The sequence below is a fragment of the Pseudomonas sp. Tav-5-1A genome (genome assembly GCF_055755055.1).
Window position 1 is genome coordinate 94,437 of sequence record NZ_CM146901.1, and the last position, 21,589, is coordinate 116,025.

The 21,589-nt window shown below is 65.1% G+C and carries 20 protein-coding genes and 1 pseudogene; 13 read left to right on the plus strand and 8 right to left on the minus strand.

Annotated elements, in window-relative coordinates:
• Window positions 1-132: 132 nt before the first annotated feature.
• Window positions 133-765, minus strand: a complete 633-nt coding sequence (yihA, locus tag AC0J42_RS00475; protein WP_416421737.1) for a ribosome biogenesis GTP-binding protein YihA/YsxC — start codon at window positions 763-765, stop codon at window positions 133-135.
• Between the two features lie 231 nt (window positions 766-996).
• Here yihA and AC0J42_RS00480 point away from each other — a divergent pair.
• From AC0J42_RS00480 to AC0J42_RS00510, 7 genes and pseudogenes are all read left to right on the plus strand, one after another.
• Window positions 997-1,140: pseudogene (locus tag AC0J42_RS00480) on the plus strand (hypothetical protein); the annotation flags it as partial.
• Window positions 1,140-1,748 carry a c-type cytochrome gene (locus AC0J42_RS00485; protein WP_416421738.1) on the plus strand — a complete coding sequence of 203 codons (609 nt, stop codon included), beginning with the start codon at window positions 1,140-1,142 and terminating at the stop codon, window positions 1,746-1,748. The pseudogene AC0J42_RS00480 and the gene AC0J42_RS00485, both read left to right, overlap by 1 nt.
• A gap of 156 nt (window positions 1,749-1,904) precedes the next feature.
• Complete coding sequence (locus AC0J42_RS00490; protein ID WP_416421739.1) at window positions 1,905-2,555, plus strand: thiol:disulfide interchange protein DsbA/DsbL; 651 nt, start codon at window positions 1,905-1,907, stop codon at window positions 2,553-2,555.
• A gap of 13 nt (window positions 2,556-2,568) precedes the next feature.
• Window positions 2,569-3,447 (plus strand): endonuclease/exonuclease/phosphatase family protein, encoded by an 879-nt coding sequence (locus AC0J42_RS00495; RefSeq protein ID WP_473005011.1) that lies wholly within the window; start codon window positions 2,569-2,571, stop codon window positions 3,445-3,447.
• Complete coding sequence (locus AC0J42_RS00500; RefSeq protein WP_473005012.1) at window positions 3,444-5,480, plus strand: GGDEF domain-containing protein; 2,037 nt, start codon at window positions 3,444-3,446, stop codon at window positions 5,478-5,480. Before AC0J42_RS00495 ends, AC0J42_RS00500 begins: the two co-directional genes overlap by 4 nt.
• 241 nt (window positions 5,481-5,721) lie before the next feature.
• A complete protein-coding gene (locus tag AC0J42_RS00505) occupies window positions 5,722-6,498 on the plus strand; it encodes an N-acetylmuramoyl-L-alanine amidase (protein ID WP_473005013.1) in 777 nt (258 codons plus the stop codon).
• 79 nt (window positions 6,499-6,577) lie between these two features.
• Window positions 6,578-8,197: an EAL domain-containing protein gene (locus AC0J42_RS00510; protein WP_473005014.1), complete on the plus strand. Its 1,620-nt coding sequence runs from the start codon at window positions 6,578-6,580 to the stop codon at window positions 8,195-8,197.
• Here the strand turns inward: AC0J42_RS00510 and AC0J42_RS00515 are convergent.
• Window positions 8,194-9,981: a KinB sensor domain-containing domain gene (locus AC0J42_RS00515; RefSeq protein WP_473005015.1), complete on the minus strand. Its 1,788-nt coding sequence runs from the start codon at window positions 9,979-9,981 to the stop codon at window positions 8,194-8,196. The genes AC0J42_RS00510 and AC0J42_RS00515 overlap by 4 nt on opposite strands.
• A complete protein-coding gene (algB, locus tag AC0J42_RS00520; RefSeq protein ID WP_416421745.1) occupies window positions 9,978-11,324 on the minus strand; it encodes a sigma-54-dependent response regulator transcription factor AlgB in 1,347 nt (448 codons plus the stop codon). Before algB ends, AC0J42_RS00515 begins: the two co-directional genes overlap by 4 nt.
• 211 nt (window positions 11,325-11,535) lie before the next feature.
• On the opposite strand from algB, the gene AC0J42_RS00525 reads away from it, so the two are divergent.
• The 6 genes from AC0J42_RS00525 to AC0J42_RS00550 all read left to right on the plus strand — a co-directional run bounded on the left by AC0J42_RS00525 (window position 11,536) and on the right by AC0J42_RS00550 (window position 16,973).
• Complete coding sequence (locus tag AC0J42_RS00525; RefSeq protein ID WP_416421746.1) at window positions 11,536-12,387, plus strand: BON domain-containing protein; 852 nt, start codon at window positions 11,536-11,538, stop codon at window positions 12,385-12,387.
• A 180-nt stretch (window positions 12,388-12,567) separates the two neighbouring features.
• Complete coding sequence (locus tag AC0J42_RS00530) at window positions 12,568-12,849, plus strand: hypothetical protein (protein ID WP_473005016.1); 282 nt, start codon at window positions 12,568-12,570, stop codon at window positions 12,847-12,849.
• Between the two features lie 68 nt (window positions 12,850-12,917).
• Entirely contained in the window at window positions 12,918-13,082 is a 165-nt protein-coding gene (locus AC0J42_RS00535; RefSeq protein ID WP_027981030.1) for a DUF1328 domain-containing protein, read from the plus strand.
• A gap of 5 nt (window positions 13,083-13,087) precedes the next feature.
• The gene (locus tag AC0J42_RS00540; RefSeq protein WP_473005017.1) at window positions 13,088-13,558 is read left to right on the plus strand and encodes an inhibitor of vertebrate lysozyme family protein; all 471 of its coding nucleotides are present in this window, start codon (window positions 13,088-13,090) and stop codon (window positions 13,556-13,558) included.
• Window positions 13,559-14,299: 741 nt separating this feature from the next.
• On the plus strand, window positions 14,300-15,628 hold the full coding sequence (gltP, locus tag AC0J42_RS00545; protein WP_473005018.1) for a glutamate/aspartate:proton symporter GltP: 1,329 nt from the start codon (window positions 14,300-14,302) through the stop codon (window positions 15,626-15,628).
• A 103-nt stretch (window positions 15,629-15,731) separates the two neighbouring features.
• Window positions 15,732-16,973, plus strand: a complete 1,242-nt coding sequence (locus AC0J42_RS00550) for a nucleoside recognition domain-containing protein (protein ID WP_473005019.1) — start codon at window positions 15,732-15,734, stop codon at window positions 16,971-16,973.
• On the opposite strand, the gene AC0J42_RS00555 is transcribed toward AC0J42_RS00550, so the two are convergent.
• From AC0J42_RS00555 to AC0J42_RS00575, 5 genes are all read right to left on the minus strand, one after another.
• Window positions 16,943-17,563, minus strand: a complete 621-nt coding sequence (locus tag AC0J42_RS00555; protein WP_416421751.1) for an ABC-type transport auxiliary lipoprotein family protein — start codon at window positions 17,561-17,563, stop codon at window positions 16,943-16,945. The two genes, AC0J42_RS00550 and AC0J42_RS00555, sit on opposite strands and share 31 nt — an antisense overlap.
• Window positions 17,560-18,477 (minus strand): MlaD family protein, encoded by a 918-nt coding sequence (locus AC0J42_RS00560; protein WP_473005020.1) that lies wholly within the window; start codon window positions 18,475-18,477, stop codon window positions 17,560-17,562. The genes AC0J42_RS00555 and AC0J42_RS00560 overlap by 4 nt, the downstream gene beginning before the upstream one ends.
• A 1-nt stretch (window position 18,478) precedes the next feature.
• Window positions 18,479-19,249: an ABC transporter ATP-binding protein gene (locus AC0J42_RS00565; RefSeq protein WP_416427509.1), complete on the minus strand. Its 771-nt coding sequence runs from the start codon at window positions 19,247-19,249 to the stop codon at window positions 18,479-18,481.
• 29 nt (window positions 19,250-19,278) lie between these two features.
• Complete coding sequence (locus AC0J42_RS00570) at window positions 19,279-20,424, minus strand: ABC transporter permease (protein WP_416421753.1); 1,146 nt, start codon at window positions 20,422-20,424, stop codon at window positions 19,279-19,281.
• A gap of 107 nt (window positions 20,425-20,531) precedes the next feature.
• Window positions 20,532-21,551: a DUF5924 family protein gene (locus tag AC0J42_RS00575; RefSeq protein ID WP_416421754.1), complete on the minus strand. Its 1,020-nt coding sequence runs from the start codon at window positions 21,549-21,551 to the stop codon at window positions 20,532-20,534.
• Window positions 21,552-21,589 lie beyond the last annotated feature (38 nt).

Genomic DNA, 21,589 nt, shown 5'->3' on the forward strand with positions numbered 1-21,589 from the left:
TGGTGAAGCCGTTCGATGCTCCTATGTTGTGTTAAGTGTTGGCAGATATCTGGACCCCGCCCTAGCGGTCCGGAACTTGGACCCCGAACTTCCCCTCCCCATACGAAGTCCGGGGTTTTTTTTGCCTGGAATTCAGCCTTCGACCTTGTCCGGCAGTTCCATCCAGCGCGCCAGCACGGCGTAGGCGTCTTCCAGGCCCATGCGCTTGGGCGCCGAGAACAGCTGGATGCTGACCGCATCACCCCAGCCCTTGCGAATTTCCGACTGCACCTTGAGCAAGGTGTTCTTGGCCGCGCCGTAGGTCAGCTTGTCGGCCTTGGTCAGCAGGATGTGCATGGGCATGTGGCTGGCCACCGACCAGTCGAGCATCAGCTGGTCGAAGTCGGTCATCGGGTGGCGGATGTCCATCATCAGGATCAGGCCCTTGAGGCTCTCGCGGCTGCCCAGGTACGCCTCGAGGTGGCGCTGCCAGTGCTGCTTGAGCGGGATCGGCACCTTGGCGTAGCCGTAGCCGGGCAAGTCCACCAGGCGGCGTTCCTCGTCCAGCTGGAAGAAGTTCAGCAGCTGCGTGCGCCCCGGGGTCTTGGATGTGCGCGCCAGGCTGGCGTGGGTCAGGGTGTTCAGGGCGCTGGACTTGCCGGCGTTGGAGCGGCCGGCGAAGGCTACTTCGAAGCCTTCGTCGTCGGGGCACTGGTCGACCTTGGCGGCGCTGAGCGAGAAGGTAGCCTGTTGGCACAGACCGAGGATGGGGTTTTTGACTTGCATGTGATTTCCGCTGTGGGGCGACGCCGGGCAAGGGCCCTGGCAGGCGGGTCGTTTCCGCTTCGCTGACGTCGGTAGTATATAATGCCGTAGATTTCGTGTGTGCTTTGTCCCGTTGCCGGGGACACACCTTGGGGGCATCTCTGTCGTAGTTGCGCATTAGAACGCAAATTTCCCCAACCCTGAACCTCTCGTTTCAGGACGAAACAGCGGCTTGCTGCTAGCGTCTTTGATGTAATACAGGGTTTCAAGGCTATGCCGCCGCGTGGATTGTGCACGGACTGCAGTGCCGAAGACTACAAGACCGTAATCCACTGGATGAGCGGCCCAAGCCTGCGGCACAGATCTATCACCCTTAGCCGTAGTTGGATTAGCTGATGAAAAAAATAATAGTAAGTCTGCTTGTGACCGCAGCAGGGCTGACCGGCATGGCCCATGCGGCGGGTGACCCGGCTGCCGGGCAGGCCAAGGCGGCGGTCTGTGGTGCCTGCCACGGGCCGGACGGCAACAGCATGGCGCCCAACTTCCCGAAACTGGCCGGCCAGGGCCAGCGCTACCTGGACAAACAGCTGCACGACATCAAGTCGGGCAAGCGCCAGGTGCCCGAGATGACTGGCCTGCTGACCAACCTCAGCGACCAGGACCTGGCTGACCTTGCCGCCTATTTCAACAGCCAGAACGGCAGCGTCGGCGCCGCCGACCCCAACCTGGTGGCCAAGGGCGAGGCGCTGTTCCGCGGCGGCAAGCTGGACAGCGGCATGCCGGCCTGCACCGGCTGCCACTCGCCCAACGGCGTCGGCAACCCCATGGCTGGCTTCCCGCACCTGGGCGGCCAGCATGCGCAGTATGTGACCAAGCAGCTCACTGACTTCCGCGAGGGCAACCGCACCAACGACGGTGACACCATGGTCATGCGCAGCATCGCCGCCAAGCTCAGCAACAAGGACATCGAGGCCCTGGCGTCCTACGTGCAGGGCCTGCACTGAAGCGCTTGTCTTGCCTTGAAATGAAACAATTAAAAAGGGCGGCCATGGCTGCCCTTTTTCATGAAGTCTGCCGTTACACTAGCGAACTGAACCCTTCGGCAACGGGTCTCACGGCCCGTCGCCGCATGGCGATCCCTTTTTGCTCAGGAGTAAAGCATGCGTAATCTGATCCTCGGCGCCGCGCTGGTCGCAGCCAGCCTGTTCGGCATGACCGCCCAAGCCGCCGATGCCCCGCTGGAAGCGGGCAAGCAATACGTGGAACTGACCAGCCCGGTGCCGGTCGCCCAGCCTGGCAAGATCGAAGTGGTCGAAATGTTCTGGTACGGCTGCCCGCACTGCTACGCCTTCGAGCCAACCATCAACCCATGGATCGAGAAGCTGCCGGCTGACGTGCACTTCATCCGCATCCCTGCCATGTTTGGCGGCCCGTGGGACCTGCACGGCCAACTGTTCATCACCCTCGACATGATGGGTGTGGAGCACAAGGTGCACTCGGCCGTGTTCGACGCCATCCAGAAACAAGGCAAGCGCCTGACCGACCCTGAGCAGATGGCCGACTTCGTCGCCACCCAGGGCGTGGATCGCGCCAAGTTCCTGGAAACCTACAAATCGTTCGCGGTGCAGGGCAAGGTCAAGCAGTACAAGGATCTGGCCGTGGCCTACGGTGTGCAGGGCGTGCCGACCATGATCGTCAACGGCAAGTACCGTTTTGACCTTGGCACTGCAGGTGGCCCTGAAGAAACGCTGAAAGTGGCCGATGCACTGATTGCCAAAGAACGTGCAGCCAACAAGAGCGCTGCCAACTAACCTCAGGTGACCTGTGCGCCGCTGGAGAACCGAACGTGTCGTTGGCCTGCGTGATCCGCGGGTCAACGAGCATCATGTAAACACCAGCGGCCTCCCCGAGGATGGCCGGCTGCGCCTGCTCAGTTTCAACATCCAGGTTGGCATCAGCACCGAACGCTACCGCCATTACCTGACGCGCAGCTGGCAACACCTGTTGCCGCACACCGGCCGCACCAACAACCTGCAGAAGATCGGCAGCCTGCTCGCTGACTTCGACCTGGTGGCCCTGCAGGAGGTGGACGGCGGCAGCATTCGGTCCGGTTACGTCAACCAGGTCGAATACCTGGCCCACCTGGGCGCCTTCCCCTACTGGTACCAGCAACTCAACCGCAACCTTGGCCGCCTGGCCCAGCACAGCAACGGCATTCTCAGCCGCTTGCGCCCCTGGAGCCTGGAAGACCACCCGTTGCCCGGCCCGGCCGGCCGCGGTGCCATCCTGGCGCGCTTTGGCGAGGGTGACGAGGCGCTGGTGGTGGTCATGATGCACCTGGCCCTGGGCACGCGTACCCGGGCGCGGCAACTGGCCTACATTCGCGAACTGATTGGCGGCTACAAGCACCAGATCCTCATGGGCGACATGAACACCCATGCCAGCGACCTGCTGCAGCATTCGCCCCTGCGCGACCTGGGCCTGCTGGCGCCCCAGGCCGAAGCCACGTTTCCCAGCTGGCAGCCCAAGCGTTGCCTTGATCATATTTTGCTCAGCCCCAGCCTGACCCTAGAACGGGTGCAGGTGCTGGCCCAACCCATTTCCGATCATCTGCCCGTGGCGGTAGAGATCCGCTTGCCCGACACCCTCGTGGCCGACGCGCTGCCGGCGCTTCGCCCCTCACCTCGCAGACCCTTGGCATGACCGAAGAAGCCCAGCGCTGGAAAGAGAAGTACCTCAAGAGTATTGAACAGCAGGAGAAACTGGAGCGCCGCTGGAATGCGCGGCTCGACCTGTTGCGCCGCGGCCTGGTGCGCAGCACCCTGGCTGCCGAGGGTACCGACAAGGCCGTGGACCAGTGCATGAAGGAAATGCGCGAGGTGGTGCGCACCGACGACATGGACGCCGGGCTGGCCGCGCTGATTCCACGCCTGGAAAAGGCCGTGCTGGATTCCGAACAGCGCCGCGAAACCCGTGTCACCCAGATCAGCACTGCACTGACCGCGCTGGTCGACCAATTGCAGACGCTGCCGCTGCCCCGCGATGTCAGCAAGCCGCTGAAGAAGTTTGCCAAGCAGCTGGAGGAACGCGCCGGCCAGGCGCGGGAGATTCCGCTGCTGCTCAGTGAACTCAGTGGCCTGCAAGGCCAGGCCCTGGCGGGCATTGAACATACCGCCGACTCGCAGCGCCAGGGGCTGTTCCAGCGCCTGTTCGGTGGCCGTGACGCCGAGCAGCCGGAAGCCGTGCCAGAGCCTTCGCCTGTGCAGCCACAGCCCGTCGCTGCTGCCGCCCCGGCCGTGGTGGAGGCGCCGCCGGTTGAGGTGCTTGATGTTGCGCCGGCAGCTGAAACCCCAGCCCTGGCGCCGCAACCTGCACCGACGCCTGTTGAAGTGGCTGCACCTGAGCCCGCGCCCCAACTACAGCCCCTGCTGCAGCCGGCCCAGCCCCCGGAGCCCGACGAGCCAGTGGCGCAGCCGGTCGACGAGCAGCCGGCCCTGCAGGTGCAGCCCTTCGTACCCACGGTGCTGGCCGCCGCCAGCGAGCCGCCCGCCGCTGCCCCCGAGGTCGCGCCGCCGGTGTTCATCGACCGCCTGCCGCTGCCTTCGGTAATGGCCGAGGCGATCGCCGCCATCGATCCCCAGGAGCCTGGCGAGGAGCTGCTGTACGCCCTGCCCCCCTCGCCAGAACCGTCCTACAGCTCGGTGGCCGCGCACATCGAAGAAACCCTGCTGGGGCTGCTCAACGACCTGACGCTACCGGAACGGCATCGCCCGCAGGCCGAGGCCATGCAGGACCGGCTGCGCCACGGGCTGAACTGGTACGAGTTGCTGCCGATTCTCGACGACCTGGCCACCCTGATGCTGGCCATCAACGACAGCGGCCAGCATGATTTCGAGCTGTACCTCAAGCAGTTGAACGAGCGCCTGGATACCTTCCAGAACCATCTGCAGGCGGCCAGCGAAGGCCATGCCGACAGCCGCTCGGCCGCCCGCGAGCTGGACAACCAGTTGCGCGAGCACGTGGATGGCATGCAGACCAGCATGCAGGGCGCTACCGACGTGGCCAGCCTCAAGCAGGTCCTGGAGCAGCGCCTGGAAGGCCTGATCGGCACCATCGATGCCCACCAGCAGCAGCGCGACCAGCGCGAGCAGGAAATTGCCACGCGCCTGCAAGGCCTGGCCGAACGCGTGGCCAGCATGGAAGGCGAAGCCCAGGGCTACCGCGAGCACCTGGAGGAGCAGCGCCAGAAGGCGCTGATCGACCCGCTCACCGGCCTGCCCAACCGCGCGGCCTGGACCGAGCGCCTGGAGCAGGCCGTGGCCCTGCGCCAGGAGGACGGCAGCGAGCTGCTGCTGGCGATGCTGGACCTGGATCACTTCAAGTCCATCAACGACAGCTACGGCCACCTGGCCGGCGACAAGGTGCTGAAGATCATCGCCAACGAACTGCGCAAGCGCCTGCGGCCCATGGACTTCATGGCACGCTTTGGTGGTGAGGAGTTCGTCATGTTGATCCCGCACACCTCCATGATCGAAGGCGTGCGCCTGGTGGAAACCCTGCGCGCGGCGGTGGAAGCCTGCCCGTTCCACTTTAAGGGCCAGCGCGTGACCATCACCATTTCCATTGGCCTCGCCGGCTTCCGTGGCGGCGAGCGCAGCGAGCTGGTGCTCAAGCGCGCCGACGAAGTCCTGTACCGCGCCAAGGCCGCCGGCCGCAACCGCGTGCTCCACGCCTGACGCCCCCGTAGCAGCAACTGTCTTGTGGGAGCTGGCTTGCCAGCGAGCTTTTAGGCCCCAACAACTCGCTGGCAAGCCAGCTCCCACAGGATGTAGCAGCTGCCGCAGGCTGCGTCTTGCATGCGCGGTGCCTCAGGCTCACAGCGGCGGCCATGACGCGGCCTTTGGCCGCTGCTACGGGGTTGTGGTGGCGGTGTGTTATACTATTGCATTACTGCCCACCAAGTTGCCGCCCACCTTTATGAAATTCCTCGGCTGTGCCCTGCTGTTGCTCGCGTTGGCGGGCTGTACCAACGGTCTGCGTATCGACCACAGTCATCCCTCGGTCAACCATGACAGCCGGATTCAGTTCGTGGTGCTGCACTACACCTCGGCATCGGACGAGCGCTCGCTGGCGCTGCTGACCCACGGCGAGGTTAGCGCCCATTACCTGGTGGGCCTCAACCCGCCCACCGTGTACCAGCTGGTGGATGAAAGCCAGCGCGCCTGGCACGCCGGCGAAAGCGAGTGGGATGGCCGCACCTGGCTCAACTCCAGCTCCATCGGCATCGAGATCGTCAACCCAGGCTTCACCGACGGCCCCAACGGCCGGCTCTGGTACCCCTACACCGAGGCCCAGATCCAGGCCGTGGAAGCGCTGCTCAAGGACATCGTCAAGCGCTACAACATCGAACCACGGCACATCATCGGCCACAGCGACATCGCCCCCCTGCGCAAGCAGGACCCGGGCCCGCTGTTCCCCTGGAAGCGCCTGGCCGACGAAGGCCTGGGCATCTGGCCCGACGCTGGCGCCGTGGCGCGCAACAAGGCCCGTTTCGAGGTCAACCCGCCGAGCATGACCTGGTACCAGCAGCAGCTGTCGCGGCTGGGCTACATGACCGTGCAGACCGGCCAGCTGGACGTCACCACCCGGCACGTCATCGCCGCGTTCCAGATGCACTTCCGCCCGGCCCGCTTCGACGGCGAGCCCGACGCCGAAACCGCCGCCATCCTGCAGGCGCTCAACAGCCAGCGCTGAGTTGCCCAGCTCCGCCCAACGGCAAGGCTAAATCCCGTCCAGTTGCTATACCTCAAGGTGAGCAACTGGATATTCACCCATGTCTTCCGCCTACGTGCGTCTTCGCAGCGCCCTTTATCGTCCCTGGTTAATGGCGACGCTGGCGGCTGTCGCGTGCGCGGCGCTGTTGCTCAGCGCCAGTTTCGGGCTGGTGATGCACCAGGTCCAGCAGACTGAAATCGAGCAGATGAATGCCCGTGGCGACCGTTTCCTCGACCGCCTGGAGCAGATCTTCGGCCAGCTGCGCGAGAGCGTCGACCTGCTCAACGAACAGAACCTGCGCGGCTGCGGGCCGGCGATGACGGCGGCCCTGCAACAGGTGGGGTTCGACAACCGCTTCGTCTACGACGCGGTCTACAACGATGGCGAGCAAAGCTGCTCCAGCCGCCCGGCCGAGGCTGGCACCCTGGCCATGCGTGCCCCGGACATCAAGGGCCCGACCTACAGCTATTGGCTCAACACCACCACCCAGCCCGACGATAACCTCGCCGCGCTGCGCCTGGGCCGGGGGCCGTTCAGCGTGTCCACCTCCCGCGGGCACCTCACCGACGTGGTCGACCTGGCACCCGGCGGCAGCCTGCTGGTGGTACTCGACAAGGGCAAGCGCGCAGTGCCGGTGCTGGGCCCGGCCCAGGCCTGGCCGCCAGCCAGCGATTGGCCGCCGCCCTCGCAACAGCCGCTGCTGGTGACCCGCGACAGCCTGATCTACCGCATGTTCACCAAGTCGCCGGACTACCAGCTGGTGTTGATCGCACCGCGGACCAACCTGCTGCCGAAAATGAACGCGGCCTTGTGGGCGCTGTTCCCCGGCAGCCTGCTGCTGGCCGGGTTCGTGGGCTGGATGGTGCTTGAACTGGTGCGCGAACGCCGCTCCCTGAGCAATGAACTGCAGGGGGCGTTGCGCCGGGGCGAGCTGAAGGTGCTGTACCAACCGATCTTCGACCTCAACAGCCGACGATGCGTGGGCGCCGAGGCGCTGGTGCGCTGGCGTCGCCCGGATGGCACGCTGACCAGCCCCGATCTGTTCATCCCCATGGCGGAAAACACCGGCCAGATTCGCGAAATCACCGATTTTGTCCTGCAACAGCTGTTGGAACAGTTAGGCCAGCTGCTTCGTGCCAACCCCCACCTGTATGTCTCGGTGAACCTGGCGGCCGTCGACGTGATGGTGCCGCGCATTGGCCGCGTGGTTGCACGGCTGCTGGCCCAGCACCGGGTATCGGCGCACCAGATTGCCTTCGAAGTGACCGAGCGCGGCCTGATTGACGTGGTGGTGGCCCGTGACAACCTGCAAGCCCTGCGGGACGTGGGCCATCAGGTGCTGATCGACGACTTCGGCACCGGCTATTGCAGCCTGGCCTACCTGCAGACGCTGCCGGTAGACTGCCTGAAAATCGACAAGGCGTTCATCGACGCCCTGGGCCATGACGCCGCCAGCAGCGGCGTGGCCCCGCACATCATTCGCATGGCCCACGCGTTGCAGCTGCGGGTGATTGCCGAGGGCATCGAGCTGGAGGCCCAGGCGCTGCTGCTGAGCAGTGAAGGGGTAAACTACGGCCAGGGCTGGCTGTTTGCCCACCCGCTCAACGCGCGGCAGTTCAGCGAACTGGTGACCCGCGGCCGGCGCCTGGCGGGCCGGCGCATCGACGACGAGGCCTAGAGCGGCAGGGTCATGTAGAACTGCGTGCCCTGCCCCGGGCGTGAATACACGCCCATGCGCCCGCCGTGTAGCTGCACGATCTCCTTGCACAGCGCCAGGCCCAGGCCGGCGCCGCCTTTCTTGCGGCCCACCTGCACGAAGGGCTCGAAAATGCGCCCCTGCTGGCCGTAGGCAATGCCCTCGCCGTTGTCTTCGACGCTGATAATCACCCGTTCGGCATGGCGCCGCGCCTGCAGGCGAATGCGCCCGCTGTGTGGGGTGTGGCGCAGGGCGTTGTCCAGCAGGTTGTCGAGCACGCGGTCCAGCTGGGCCTGGTCGGCGTGCAGGCGCGGCAGGGCGTCCTGGTGTTCGATCACCAGGTCGATATCGTTCTCCCGCGCCTGCTCGGTGAAGCGCTGCTGGGCACGGCTGAGCAGGTCGTCGATGGCGCACGGCCCGCGGGTCAACTTCTGCAGGCCGTTCTGGTAGCGGGAGAAGTTCAGCAGGTCGTTGATCAGCTGCATCAGCCGCTGCATCTCTTCCTTCACCGTGTCGAAGAGGTCGGCCTCGCGGGAGTCGGGGGCGAAGTGCACGCGCTCCTGCAGCAGGCCGAAGGCCATGTGCATGCCGGTGACCGGGGTGCGCAGCTCGTGGGAGGCGCGCAGCACGAACTCGCTGCGCACCCGCTCGAAGGCGCGCTGCTCGGTGACGTCGTGCAGCACCATCACCGCGCCGAGGATATGCCCCTCGGTGTGGCTGACCGGGGTCAGGCTGTAGGCCAGCAGGCGGGTTTCGCCGTCCAGCTCGAAGCTCAGGTCTTCCAGCGCCCGCTCCAGGCTGCCGCCGCGCAGGATCAGCTTCAGCTGCGTGTCCATCTCCGGGCGCTGCAAGGCCTCGCCCAGGCCCATGCCCACGCGGTCATTTTCCCAGCCCAATTGCCGCTGGGCTACCGGGTTGAGGTGCTCCAGGCGGCCGTCGCGGTCAATCATCAGCAGGCCGTCGTCGATGCTGTCGAGCACCGCCTGCAGGCGTTGCTGGCCGGCCAGCAGTTCGTCGACGTTGGTCTCCTGGTGCTTGCGCAGCACCTGGGCCATGGTGTCGAAGCGCTGGGTCAGTTGGTTGAGCTCGGCCGCCGAAGACTGTGGCAAGGCCACATCGAAGTTGCCCTGGCTGATGTTGTCGGCAGCGGTGGCCAGCGCCTCGATGGGTTCGCCAAAGCGCCGGGCGATGTTGTGCGCGGTAAAGAAGCCGATCAGCAGCACTGCCAGGCCCACCAGCCCCAGCAGCGCCGAGACCATGACCGCACGTTCGTGGGTGCTTTCCTGGGCGCTATTGATGTTGTCCAGCGCCTGCTTGTGGGCGTCGAGCATGCCGTTGCGCAGGGCGTTGAGGGCGTCGCTGAAGGCTGGGTTGTCGCTGATGTCGCCGTCCTGGGCGATGGCCTGCTGGTAGGCGGCCAGGAAGCGCTGGTAGTCGCGGGCGGTCTGGGTGAAACCGGCGGGCTGGTCGTGTTCCTGCTCATGGGCCAGGCCCTGGCTGATCAGGTCCTGGAACTGCTGCTGGGAGTTGGCCAGGGCGTTCTTGTCGGACTGCTCGTTGAGCATCATGATCAACTGGTCGCCCAGGTTCTGGCGCAGCTTGAGCCCCAGGTCCAGGGAGACGAAGTTGTAGTGCACCAGGCCTTCCTGGGACCTGGCCAGCTGCATCACGCTGACCAACCCCAGGGCAAGGCCCAGCAAGGCCACGGTGATCAGCGCCGAGAAGCTGAGAAACAGCCGGGTCCGCAACTTCATCGGCAACCTCACAGGTTGTACTGTTTGCGTTTGCGATACAGCGTCGAGGCGTCGATGCCCAGGGTCTTGGCCGCCTGGTCCAGGGTGTCGCTGGTGGCCAGCACGGCGCCGATGTGGGCTTTTTCCAGCTCATCCAGGCTCAGCGCCGCGCCAATGCGCGGGGCATTGTTGGCCGGTTGCTCGGCCATGCCCAGGTGGCTGACTTCCACGCGTTCCTGGGCACAGATGATGCTGGCGCGTTCCACCACGTTGCGCAGTTCGCGGATGTTGCCTGGCCAACGATAGTTGAGCAGCGCCGCCCGTGCCTCCTCGCTGAAGCCGCGCGCGGGGCGGGCGTATTCCTTGACGAAGCGCGCCAGGAAGCGGTCGGCCAGGGTCAGGATGTCCTCGCTGCGCTCGCGCAGGGGCGGCAGGTGCAGGGTGATGACGTTGAGGCGGTACAGCAGGTCTTCGCGGAAGCGCCCTTCGCGCACCATGTCCTCGAGGTTGAGGTTGGTGGCGGCGAGGATGCGCACGTCGGCGCGGCGGGTGACCGGATCGCCCACGCGCTCGTATTCCTTGTCCTGGATGAAGCGCAGCAGCTTGGGCTGCAAGGTCAGCGGGAAGTCGCCGATCTCGTCGAGGAACAGGGTGCCGCCGTCGGCCTGGTTGACCCGGCCCAGGGTGCTTTCGCTGGCGCCGGTGAAGGCGCCGCGGCTGTGGCCGAACAGCTCGCTTTCCATCAGCTCGGCGGTCAACGACGGGCAGTTGATGGTCACGCAGGCTTTTTTCGCGCGCTTGCTCCAGCCGTGGATGGCACGGGCCAGCTCGCCTTTACCCGTGCCCGACTCACCCAGGATGAGGATGTTGGCGTCGGTATTGGCCACCTGGCGGGCGGTCTCCAGCACCACCATCATGGCCGGGCTATGGGAGTCCAGGCCGTCCTTGGGTTTGCGCACCTCCCCTTCCAGCGCTTCCAGGCGGGCCGACAGCTGGCGCACTTCCAGCTGCTTGGCGGTGGCCAGGCGCAGTTGGTCGGGGCTGCAGGGCTTGACCAGGTAATCGGCGGCGCCGGCCTGGATGGCGTCCACGGCGGTGTCCACCGCCGAGTGGGCGGTGACGATCACCACGCGCATCCAGGGCGCCTGGATGCGCATCTGCGCCAGTACGTCCAGGCCGTTGTCCTCGCCCAGGCGCAAGTCCAGGAAGCACAAGTCGAACACCTGGCGCTGCATCAGCGCGTCAGCCTGCGCCGCACTGTTGGCGGTGGCGACGCTGTAGCCTTCGTCTTCCAGGCAGTAACGGAAGGTGCGAAGGATGGCGGACTCATCATCCACCAAGAGGATTCGGCCTTGGTGTTCCGTGCCAGCTTCCATTTTCCTACGCTCCTTTAAGAATTGTCTTGGGTTAGTGTCAGAATAATCGGGCAAGTTGCATGGTCAATTCTGATTCATTCGGCGACCTGCATGGTAACTATCTGTTGATAACTGCACTAACCCACTGGTTCCCAAAGAAAAAATAGAAAATTAAGCCCTTGGCATGGCCGTTGCGGGTCTCACCCGACCGTCTGTAATAAGGAGCTTTGTCATGAATGCCCTCAAACGCCTGGCCCTGGCCTGTTCACTGGGCGCCGTGCTGGCGCCCGCCATGAGCCACGCCGCGACCCTCGACACCAACCAGGTCAGCAGCCAACTGCAAGCCGCCCGGCAGGAAGGGTCGATCTGGACGGCCTTCGCCCTCAACCGTCACCTGAGCCCGTTCAAGATCGACGTCAGCGTCGCCAACGGGGTAGCGACGCTCAAGGGCCAGGTAGAGAACGAGGTGGACCGCGACCTGGCCGAGCAGATTGCCGCGCAGACCTCCGGCATCACCAAGGTCGACAATCTGCTGACCGTGGACCCGACCCTGGCCAACCAGCCGCCCGTGCAGAAGCGCATCGCCCAGCGTTTCGATGACGCCACCCTGACCGCCACCATCAAGTCCAAGCTGCTATGGAACAGCGCCACCCAGGCGCTGGACACCGAGGTGGACACCCAGAACGGCGTGGTGACCCTGAAGGGCCAGGCGCAGACCGCCGACGCCAAGCAGATGGCCGGCGACCTTGCGCAGAACACCGAGGGCGTGACCCAGGTGAACAACCTGATCAGCCTGGGTGCCGCCGACACCCAGACCACCCAGGCCGAAGCCCAGGCCAAAACCACCGAGGCCTCCATCAGCGATGCGTGGATCACCAGCAAGGTCAAGGCCAGCCTTCTATATAGCCGCGACGTGGATGGCATCAACATCAAGGTCGACACCAAAAGCGGCATGGTCACCCTGGGCGGCGTGGTGGCCAGCACCGAAGAGAAGGCCCAGGCGGTGGAAATCGCCCGCAACATTCGCGGCGTGCGCGGGGTGGACGCCGACCTGCTCAAGGTAGCCGGCAAGAGCACCGGCTGAGCCCATCGTGCAAAACGCCCGAGCAACCGGTGGCCATCGTGCAGGTTGCTCGCCACAGGGCCTTGTTTCTACGTCTTAACCACCTGATTTCATTGAATATTTTCTTAATTTAAAACTGGCACGCTGTCTGCAATATCCCTATCAAGCAGTGATGATCATCAAACCAAGAGGAGTTACAGGATGAGCCGCCAATGTCTAGCCCATTTGCCGATCTCTTCCCAGCAGATCCAACAGGGTCTGTCCGTGACCCTTGCTTTGATGATCACCCTGCTTGCCGGCCAGTTTTATCAGCACTGGCACGAAGGCCACGAGGCGCAACTGGCCCAGGCCCATCCGGCAATCAGCTATCCGCATTTCAATGCCGTCAGCGCCGGCGCCGTCCACCCGTCCCAAGACACGGCCTTGCTGCAACGGGCCGAGAGCAACGACCAGGTGGAGCGGCACCAGAGCTGGGTGTTCTAGATGAAGCCTCGCCCCTGGCGAGATCGCAGTAGGCAGCACCCCATTTAAAAAAGGTAAGGAGAGTCACCATGTTGAGTTGGGCAGTCACATTCCTGATCATCGCCATCATCGCCGCGGTACTGGGCTTCGGTGGTATCGCTGGCGCCGCGACCGGGATCGCCAAGATCCTGTTCATCGTCTTCCTGGTGCTGTTCGTGGCCTCCTTCATCTTTGGCCGTCGTGGCCGAGGCTGACGCCAATGAAAGGCATGACCTTCAAGGCTGCCACCGTGGCCCTGCTGTTGGGCTGCGGTGGCATGGCGGTGGCGGCCAATGACGGCCAGGTGCAGGTCAACGGCTTGTTGAGCAGCGACCCGCAGTACCGCGACACATGGCAAGGCGTCGTCAGGAAAGAGGAACGGGTGCCCGATTGGGTGCTGAACCTCACGGGCGTTTCCGAGCAGCAAATGTCGGCCGTGGAAGAAGGTGGCGACAAGTACCTGGTGGGCCCGCTGTGCGAAAGCCAGCAGGTCTGCAAGAACCACCGGCTGATTGTTGCCTTCAGTTGGAACAAGAAGCACGCGTACGGCATGTTGGTGGACGTCCCCGAGGGGCTGCCCGCCGACAAGTCGCCGACCCGCCACGCCGACTACCGTTGGCTGGGCAAGCCGGACCAGGGCATGCAAGCCCTGTTGATGGAGCAACTTAAAAAGGACCCAAACTGGTACTGACCAGTGGTTTCCAAAGAAGCTGAACCTTTTCAATGATTTAGCTTCTACTAACTGCGCCCGCCCGAGGAGGGCCGACGCATGACCAAGGGGCCGGGACGCTTTGATTGCCGCATGATCGGAGTGACCTAGGGGTACAGGGAGTGCCTCCAGCCGTGGGCCAGGTCAGGAGAAAGCTGCGACGGAAGTCCGCGTGCCAGCAATGGCCGGACTTCCGGAGAGCTTGATACTTGAAAGAACCGCCAGGTGAGCTTCGGCGGTTTTTTTGCGTTTGGTCGGCTGGTAAGGGCTTCAGGCAGGGACTTTTTGTCGCAGCGCGGCTGACCATCTATCGCGATTTTTTTCCCTCTTGCTCCACCGCCGCCGCGCGAAAAGCGCGTTCGGATTGTCGAACAATGCTCGGCCAACCCCCCGTTTAAAGGGGCGTATCGGCTGATTGGGTGCCGTTTCGGCCACCGTCGATAATCCGAACGGGTGTAGAGCAACCCGTTGTGACGTCCGTTCGACACAAAAAATATCATGCCGATTCGGCATAGGGTAGGCGTTTACGGCATTAGACGTCGCGAGCCTGCATCGGAATAGTTGCGCCTTTTTTCGATGGCCAGAGCCGCATGGGTTCGGTCGCGAAAACCTTCTACGGGGGCATCCGCAGACCTGCCTGAACGAGCTTGCAAGGCTCAAGCCTGCGGGTTACGGCGGATCTAACGCAGATGTCCCGGATTCACTTGAAGCAAGGGTAATAATATGAAGAAGGCAAAACTCAGCCTCGCCTGGCAGATCCTCATCGGTCTGGTACTGGGCATTGCATTGGGCGCGTTGCTCAACCACTTCAGTGCCGAAAAGGCCTGGTGGATCAGTAACGTCCTGCAACCGGCTGGTGACATCTTCATTCGCCTGATCAAGATGATCGTTATCCCGATCGTGATTTCGTCACTGGTCGTCGGTATCGCCGGAGTGGGCGACGCGAAGAAGCTGGGCCGCATCGGCCTCAAGACCATCCTGTATTTCGAGGTGGTGACCACCATCGCGATCGTCGTGGGCCTGCTGCTGGCCAACGTGTTCCACCCTGGAACCGGCATCGACATGAGCACCCTGGGTACCGTGGACATCTCGCAATACGAGAAGACCACCTCCGAGGTTTCCCATGACCACGCGTTCATCGCCACCATCCTCAACCTGATCCCGTCGAACATCTTCGCGGCCATCGCCCGTGGCGACATGCTGCCGATCATCTTCTTCTCGGTGTTCTTCGGCCTGGGCCTGTCGAGCCTGCCGGGTGAAACCCGCGAGCCGCTGGTGAAGATCTTCCAGGGCGTGTCGGAGACCATGTTCAAGGTCACCCACATGATCATGAACTATGCGCCGATCGGTGTGTTCGCCCTGATCGCGGTGACCGTGGCCAACTTCGGCTTCGGCTCGCTGCTGCCGCTGGCCAAGCTGGTGATCCTGGTCTACGTCGCCATCCTGTTCTTCGCCATTGCCGTGCTGGGCCTGGTGGCCAAGCTGTTCGGCTTCTCGGTGTTCAAGCTGTTCCGCATCTTCAAGGATGAACTGGTACTGGCCTACTCCACCGCCAGCTCCGAGACCGTGCTGCCGCGCGTGATCGAGAAGATGGAAGCCTACGGCGCGCCGAAGGCCATCAGCAGCTTCGTGGTGCCGACCGGCTACTCGTTCAACCTCGACGGTTCGACCCTGTACCAGAGCATCGCGGCCATCTTCATCGCCCAGCTGTACGGCATCGACCTGTCGATCAGCCAGCAGGTGATGCTGGTGCTGACCCTGATGGTCACCTCCAAGGGTATCGCCGGCGTGCCGGGCGTGTCCTTCGTGGTACTGCTGGCCACCCTGGGCAGCGTGGGCATCCCGCTGGAAGGCCTGGCCTTCATCGCCGGTGTCGACCGCATCATGGACATGGCCCGTACTGCGCTGAACGTGATTGGCAATGCCCTGGCCGTGCTGGTCATCTCGCGCTGGGAAGGCATGTACGACGACGCCAAGGGCGCGCGCTACTGGAACTCGCTGCCGCACTGGCGCAGCAAGACAGCCGCTGCCGGCAAGGCTGTCGCCGAGTAACCGCGTTGCGGAAACATCTGCAAACCCCGACCCCCGTGTCGGGGTTTGTCGTTTCTGGACGGGGGCCGCTATCATTCGCGGCAACTTCCTTGGGGTATGACTGATGCTTAACGGCCTTTGGCTCGGCTTTTTCGTGGTGGCGGCGATCTCCGCCCTGGCCCAATGGCTGGTGGGTGGCAACGCCGGCATCTTCGCGGCCATGGTGGAAAGCATCTTCGCCATGGCCAAGCTGTCGGTCGAGGTGATGGTGCTGCTGTTCGGCACCCTGACCCTGTGGTTGGGCTTCCTGCGCATTGCCGAAAAGGCCGGCATCGTTGACTGGCTGGCCAAGGTGCTGGGCCCGCTGTTCGCCCGGCTGATGCCCGAAGTGCCCCGTGGCCACCCTGCCCTGGGCCTGATTACCCTGAACTTCGCCGCCAACGCCCTGGGCCTGGACAACGCTGCCACGCCCATTGGCCTCAAGGCCATGCGTTCGTTGCAGGAACTCAACCCCAGCACCACCACCGCCAGCAACGCGCAGATCCTGTTCCTGGTGCTCAACGCCTCGTCGCTGACGCTGCTGCCGGTGACCATCTTCATGTACCGCGCCCAGCAGGGCGCGCTGGACCCGACCCTGGTATTCCTGCCCATCCTGCTGGCTACCAGCGCCTCCACCCTGGTGGGCCTGCTGTCGGTGGCGTTGATGCAGCGCCTGCGCCTGTGGGACCCGGTGGTGCTGGCCTACCTGATTCCCGGCGCGCTGCTGCTGGGCGCATTCATGGCCCTGCTGGCGGGCATGTCGGCGGCGGCGCTGGCCAGCTTGTCGTCGATCCTGGGCAACCTGACGCTGTTCGGCCTGATCATGCTGTTCCTGGTCATCGGCGCGCTACGCAAGGTCAAGGTCTATGAAACCTTCGTGGAGGGCGCCAAGGAAGGCTTCGACGTGGCCAAGAACCTGCTGCCGTACCTGGTGGCGATGCTCTGCGCCATCGGCGTGCTGCGCGCCTCCGGGGCCCTGGAGTTCGGCCTCGATGGCATTCGCCATGTGGTGCAGTGGCTGGGCCTGGACACCCGCTTCGTCGACGCCCTGCCCACCGCCATGGTCAAGCCGTTCTCCGGCAGCGCCGCGCGGGCCATGCTGATCGAGACCATGCAGAGCAAGGGCGTGGACAGCTTCCCGGCGCTGGTGGCCGCCACCATCCAGGGCAGCACCGAGACCACTTTCTACGTGCTGGCCGTGTACTTCGGCGCCGTGGGCATCCAGCGGGCCCGCCACGCCGTGGGCTGCGCGCTGCTGGCAGAGTTCTCCGGCGTAGTGGCGGCCATTGCCGTGTGCTACTGGTTCTTCGGCGCCACGGCGGCCTGAGCCAGGGTCCATTCGATCACCTGGGCGCTGAGGCGGTCGCTGGCCTGGCCGAAGGCGGCGACTACGTTCGGCACCGCAGTGCCTGCTACCGCCTGGCTGACCTCGAAGCGGCGGCTTGCGAGGATACGCTGGCTGCGGCCATCCACCAGCCGTGCATCCAGGCGCACGCGCACGCTGACGCCGCCGGCGGCGTATTCACTCTGGAATGCCTGCAACTGCCCACCCAGCTCGAAATCCGCCTGCACGGTGCTGTCGTCGTTGCTCAGGCCGCGCAGGCGGCCGTCGCTGATGAAGGCGTCGAGCAGGCGGTTGCGCAGCAGCACTGGCGCCGGGTCGCTCCAGCGCGCGCCTTTGTAGCTGCTCACCACGTCGCCCTGGGGCAGCACAGCGATGCGCGGGCTGTTCAAGGCGTCACCGGCCTGGGGTTTGCCGATGCGCAGCGTCCAGGGCAGGCTGGGGCCGCCGTGGGCCGTGGTTGCGGCAGTGGGCAGGCGGTAGACGTCGGCCGGCTCGGCCTTGGGCAGGATCGAGCAGGCGGCCAGCAGGCCGATGACCAGGCCCAGGGCCATCCCACGCAGCACGGCACTCATGGTTCAAACTCCTTGTTCTGGTCGCGGCCCAGCAGGTAGCCGCCGGGGTTGGCCTGCAGCCGTTGGGTGATGGCCTTCAGCGCGGTGAGGGTGTCGCGCAGCTCGCGAATCGCTGGCGCGAGCTGGTTCAGGCCTTGCAGGCCGCCGTTGACGGCGTCGCGGTTGTTCGCCAGAAGCCCGTTGAGCGTGGCGGCGCTCTGCTGCAGCGACTGCATCGCCTGCTGGGCGCTGCCCATGGCCTGGCGGCCCTGCTGGTTGAGCAGGCCGTTGGCGTTGTGCACCAGCTGGCCGGCCTGTTTCAGGGTGCCCGCCGCCTGGCTGATGGCCTGGCGGATGTCGTCGCGCTGGGCGGCGATGCTGCCGGTCACCTGTTCCATGTGTTCCAGGGTGGCGCTGAAGCGGTCGACGTTTTCCGCCGACAGCAGGCGGTTGGCGTTGGCCAGCAGCTGGTTGACGCTGGCCATCAGGTCGTTGCTATTGGTCAGCAGGCGGGCGATGGGCGACGGCGAGGCGACGATCACCGGCAGGCGGCCCTTGTCGCCCGTAAGCGTCGGGCTTTGCGGGGTGCCGCCGCTGAGCTGGATGATCGAGGTGCCGGTGATGCCGTTGAGCGCCAGCTTGGCGAGGGTGTCCTGCTTGACCGGGGTTTCGCCGGTCAGGCGAATGCGGGCCAGCACCCGGCGCGGGTCTTGCGGGTCCAGGCGCAGCTGGGTGACGTCGCCGACCTTGATGCCGCTGTACTGTACCGAACTGCCGCGGGACAGGCCGGTGACGGCTTCGTTGAACACCACCTCGTAGTCGTTGAAGGCGCTGTCGACGCTGGATTTGGCCAGCCACAGGCCGAACAGCAAGGCGCCGACCACCACCAGCACGGTGAACAGGCCGATCAACACGTGATGGGCGCGGGTTTCCATGTCACACCTCGCTGTGCGTCGAAGCAGCCTGCCACGCTGCCCGGCCGCGGGGGCCGTGAAAGTATTCGTGAATCCACGGGTCTGGCGTGGCGGCCACCTTGGCGATGGGCGCGGCCACCAGCACGCGCTTCTGCGACAGCACGGCCACCCGGTCGGTGATGGTGTAGAGGGTGTCCAGGTCGTGGGTGACCAGGAACACACTCAGTCCCAGGGCGTCGCGCAGCGTCAGGATCAGCTGGTCGAAGGCGGCGGCGCCGATGGGGTCGAGGCCGGCGGTGGGCTCGTCGAGGAACAGGATGTCCGGGTCCAGCGCCAAGGCCCGGGCCAGTGCGGCGCGCTTGATCATGCCGCCCGACAGCGACGCCGGGTATTTGTTGGCTGCCGACAGCGGCAAGCCGGCCAGGGCCAGCTTCACGCAGGCCAGGTGCTCGGCGTCGGCGCGGCTCAGGCCGGCGTGCTCGATCAGTGGCAGGGCGACGTTCTCGGTCACCGTCAGCGAGGAAAACAGCGCGCCTTTCTGGAACAGCACGCCGAAGCGCCGTTCCACCTGGGAGCGGCCCTGGTCGTCGAGGCTGGCGAGGTCCTGGCCTAGCACCTGGATGTTGCCTTCGTCGGGGCGGCGCAGGCCGACGATGCTGCGCAGCAGCACCGACTTGCCGCTGCCCGAGCCACCCACCACCGCGAGGATCTCGCCGCGGTTGAGGTCCAGGTCCAGGTGTTCATGCACCACCTGGCGGCCGAAGCGGTTGCACAGGCCGCGCACCTTGATCACCGGGACGTTGGGCGCCGCTACAGTCCAGTTCACCAGCGTATCTCCATGAAAAACAGCGCGGCCACGGCGTCCAGCACGATCACCACGAAAATCGACTGCACCACGCTGGAGGTGGTGTGCGCGCCCACCGACTCGGCACTGCCACTGACCTTGAAGCCTTCCAGGCAGCCGATGGCGGCGATGATGAAGGCGAACACCGGGGCCTTCACCAGGCCCACCAGGAAATGCTGCACGCTGATGTCGGCCTGTAGCTTGGACAGGAACATGGCCGGGGAAATCCCCAGGGACAGCGCGCACACCACGCCACCACCGACGATGCCACAGAGCATGGCCAGGAAGGTCAGCGCCGGCAGTGCCACCAGCAACGCCAGCACTCGGGGCACCACCAGCAGCTCCATGGGGTCCAGGCCCAGGGTGCGGATGGCGTCGATCTCCTCGTTGGCCTTCATCGAGCCGATCTGCGCGGTGAAGGCGCTGGCGGTGCGGCCGGCCATCAATATGGCCGTCAGCAGCACGCCGAATTCGCGCAGGAACGAGAACGCCACCAGGTTGACCGTGAAGATGCTGGCGCCGAAGTTGGCCAGGATGGTGGCGCCGAGGAAGGCCACCACGGCGCCCACCAGGAAGGTCAGCAGGGCGACGATGGGCGCGGCGTCCAGGCCGGTCTGCTCGATGTGCGCGACCACTGCCGTGGTACGCCAGCGCCGCGGGCGCAGCAGGCCGCGGGCCAGGGTCTCGAGGATCAGGCCGATGAAGCCCAGCAGCTGCAGGGTGTCCTGCCACACGGTGTACACCGCGGTGCCGATGCGGCTGAGCAGCTGCACGGTGATGTTGCGTTCGGGCTCCTTCAGCGGCTCGCAGAAGTCCTGCATCGAGCGGTACACCGTCTGCAGCAGGGCGCGGCTTGCGCCCGGCAGGTGCACGGCTGTCTCGGCCAGGCCGCCCAGGCGCTCGGCGCCCAGCAGTTCCACCAGCAGCGAAGCACCGGCGGTGTCGATGGCGCCCAGCTGGTCGAGGTTGATGGGGGTGCTGGCGTCGTACTGGCCGGCGAGCTGGCGGGTCAGCTGGCGCAGGTGTGCATAGTGGCGAAGCGTCCAGTCACCGCTGATGCGCAGGCGCGGTGGCTGCGTGCTGGTGTCCAGGAAGGCTTGGCCGCCGGCTGCAAGAATAGTCATGCACACGAGCGTAGCAGCTGCCGCCAGGCTGCGTCGGGGGCGGCGCGGTGTGCCAGGAGGTGCGCGGCGGCTGGGACGCGGCCTGCGGCCGCTGCTACAGGGCCTCGTTACTGGGGCGGGGTATCGTCGGTGACCTTGAAGCGCAGCATGCCGATCATCTGGCCGTCTTCGGTGAGGATCTGCACCTGCCACTTGCCCACCGGGTTGGCCGGCAGGTTCATCTTGTGGGTCCAGGCGCGATAGCCTTCGTCGCGGCCGCCGTGGATGTCGAGGGGGATGCGGTCGACTTCCTGGCCGTTGAATTTCCACACGTGGTAGATGCGCTCTTCCAGCCCGCGCGGGGCGTTGATGGCGGTGTAGGCGTACAGGCCGTTGGCGCGCACCTGGCTGGCCGAGACGTTCTTGATGCTGTCGCCGTGGGTGCGGTTGGCGTTGTCCATTTCCAGGGTCACCGCCGACTCGGTGATCCACAGCGTGGCCGGCGGCACCCAGGAGCGCATCATCCAGCCGCAACCGCCCACCGCCAGGGTCGCCAGCACCAGGGCCACGCCGCGGCGCCAGTGGTTGATGGGGAAGCTGGCGGCCAGGCTCGGGAACGACAGCAGCATGGCGGTGCCCAGCGCCCATTCGTAGCTTTGCGAGGTGGTGAGGTGCAGGATGATCGGCAGCGCGGTGAGCATCGAGGCGAACAGCGTCAGCGTGTGCATGGCCAGGAACAGCCAGCGCCGCGGGGCCACGAACCTGTAGTACAGCGGGTCGGTGATCGACGCCAGGCCGGCCAGGGTCAGCAGCCCGGTGAACACCAGCTGGCCGCTGTTCCACGTGGTCGTGGTGTAGAAAAACGGCAGCACGAAGAACAGGCTTTCCTGGTGGATCATCTGCGTCGCGTAACGCAGCAGCGGCTCGGGGATCTCGCGCTTGAAGCGCCGGCTGAACCAGCGCGTGGCGCTCTGCTCGACCATCAGCCACACCCAGCTCACCAGCATCAGCACGGCGATCCAGCTGGCCAGCTTGGCCTGGCGGTCCACCAGGATGAAGCTGCCGATGCCCGTGATGAAGCCGCCCAGGGCGATCACCCCGGGGTAGCGCTTGATGAGTTCGATGATGCGCAGGATCAGTAAGGGCATTTCGGCGGTCTTGGCAGGTGCTGGAAAAAACGCCGCCA

Coding starts and splice junctions, on each gene's coding strand:
- yihA (WP_416421737.1), bottom strand. CDS start 765: ATGCAAGTCAAAAACCCCATCCTCGGTCTGTGCCAACAGGCTACCTTC.
- AC0J42_RS00485 (WP_416421738.1), top strand. CDS start 1,140: ATGAAAAAAATAATAGTAAGTCTGCTTGTGACCGCAGCAGGGCTGACC.
- AC0J42_RS00490 (WP_416421739.1), top strand. CDS start 1,905: ATGCGTAATCTGATCCTCGGCGCCGCGCTGGTCGCAGCCAGCCTGTTC.
- AC0J42_RS00500 (WP_473005012.1), top strand. CDS start 3,444: ATGACCGAAGAAGCCCAGCGCTGGAAAGAGAAGTACCTCAAGAGTATT.
- AC0J42_RS00505 (WP_473005013.1), top strand. CDS start 5,722: ATGAAATTCCTCGGCTGTGCCCTGCTGTTGCTCGCGTTGGCGGGCTGT.
- AC0J42_RS00510 (WP_473005014.1), top strand. CDS start 6,578: ATGTCTTCCGCCTACGTGCGTCTTCGCAGCGCCCTTTATCGTCCCTGG.
- algB (WP_416421745.1), bottom strand. CDS start 11,324: ATGGAAGCTGGCACGGAACACCAAGGCCGAATCCTCTTGGTGGATGAT.
- AC0J42_RS00525 (WP_416421746.1), top strand. CDS start 11,536: ATGAATGCCCTCAAACGCCTGGCCCTGGCCTGTTCACTGGGCGCCGTG.
- AC0J42_RS00530 (WP_473005016.1), top strand. CDS start 12,568: ATGAGCCGCCAATGTCTAGCCCATTTGCCGATCTCTTCCCAGCAGATC.
- AC0J42_RS00535 (WP_027981030.1), top strand. CDS start 12,918: ATGTTGAGTTGGGCAGTCACATTCCTGATCATCGCCATCATCGCCGCG.
- AC0J42_RS00540 (WP_473005017.1), top strand. CDS start 13,088: ATGAAAGGCATGACCTTCAAGGCTGCCACCGTGGCCCTGCTGTTGGGC.
- gltP (WP_473005018.1), top strand. CDS start 14,300: ATGAAGAAGGCAAAACTCAGCCTCGCCTGGCAGATCCTCATCGGTCTG.
- AC0J42_RS00550 (WP_473005019.1), top strand. CDS start 15,732: ATGCTTAACGGCCTTTGGCTCGGCTTTTTCGTGGTGGCGGCGATCTCC.
- AC0J42_RS00555 (WP_416421751.1), bottom strand. CDS start 17,563: ATGAGTGCCGTGCTGCGTGGGATGGCCCTGGGCCTGGTCATCGGCCTG.
- AC0J42_RS00560 (WP_473005020.1), bottom strand. CDS start 18,477: ATGGAAACCCGCGCCCATCACGTGTTGATCGGCCTGTTCACCGTGCTG.
- AC0J42_RS00570 (WP_416421753.1), bottom strand. CDS start 20,424: ATGACTATTCTTGCAGCCGGCGGCCAAGCCTTCCTGGACACCAGCACG.
- AC0J42_RS00575 (WP_416421754.1), bottom strand. CDS start 21,551: ATGCCCTTACTGATCCTGCGCATCATCGAACTCATCAAGCGCTACCCC.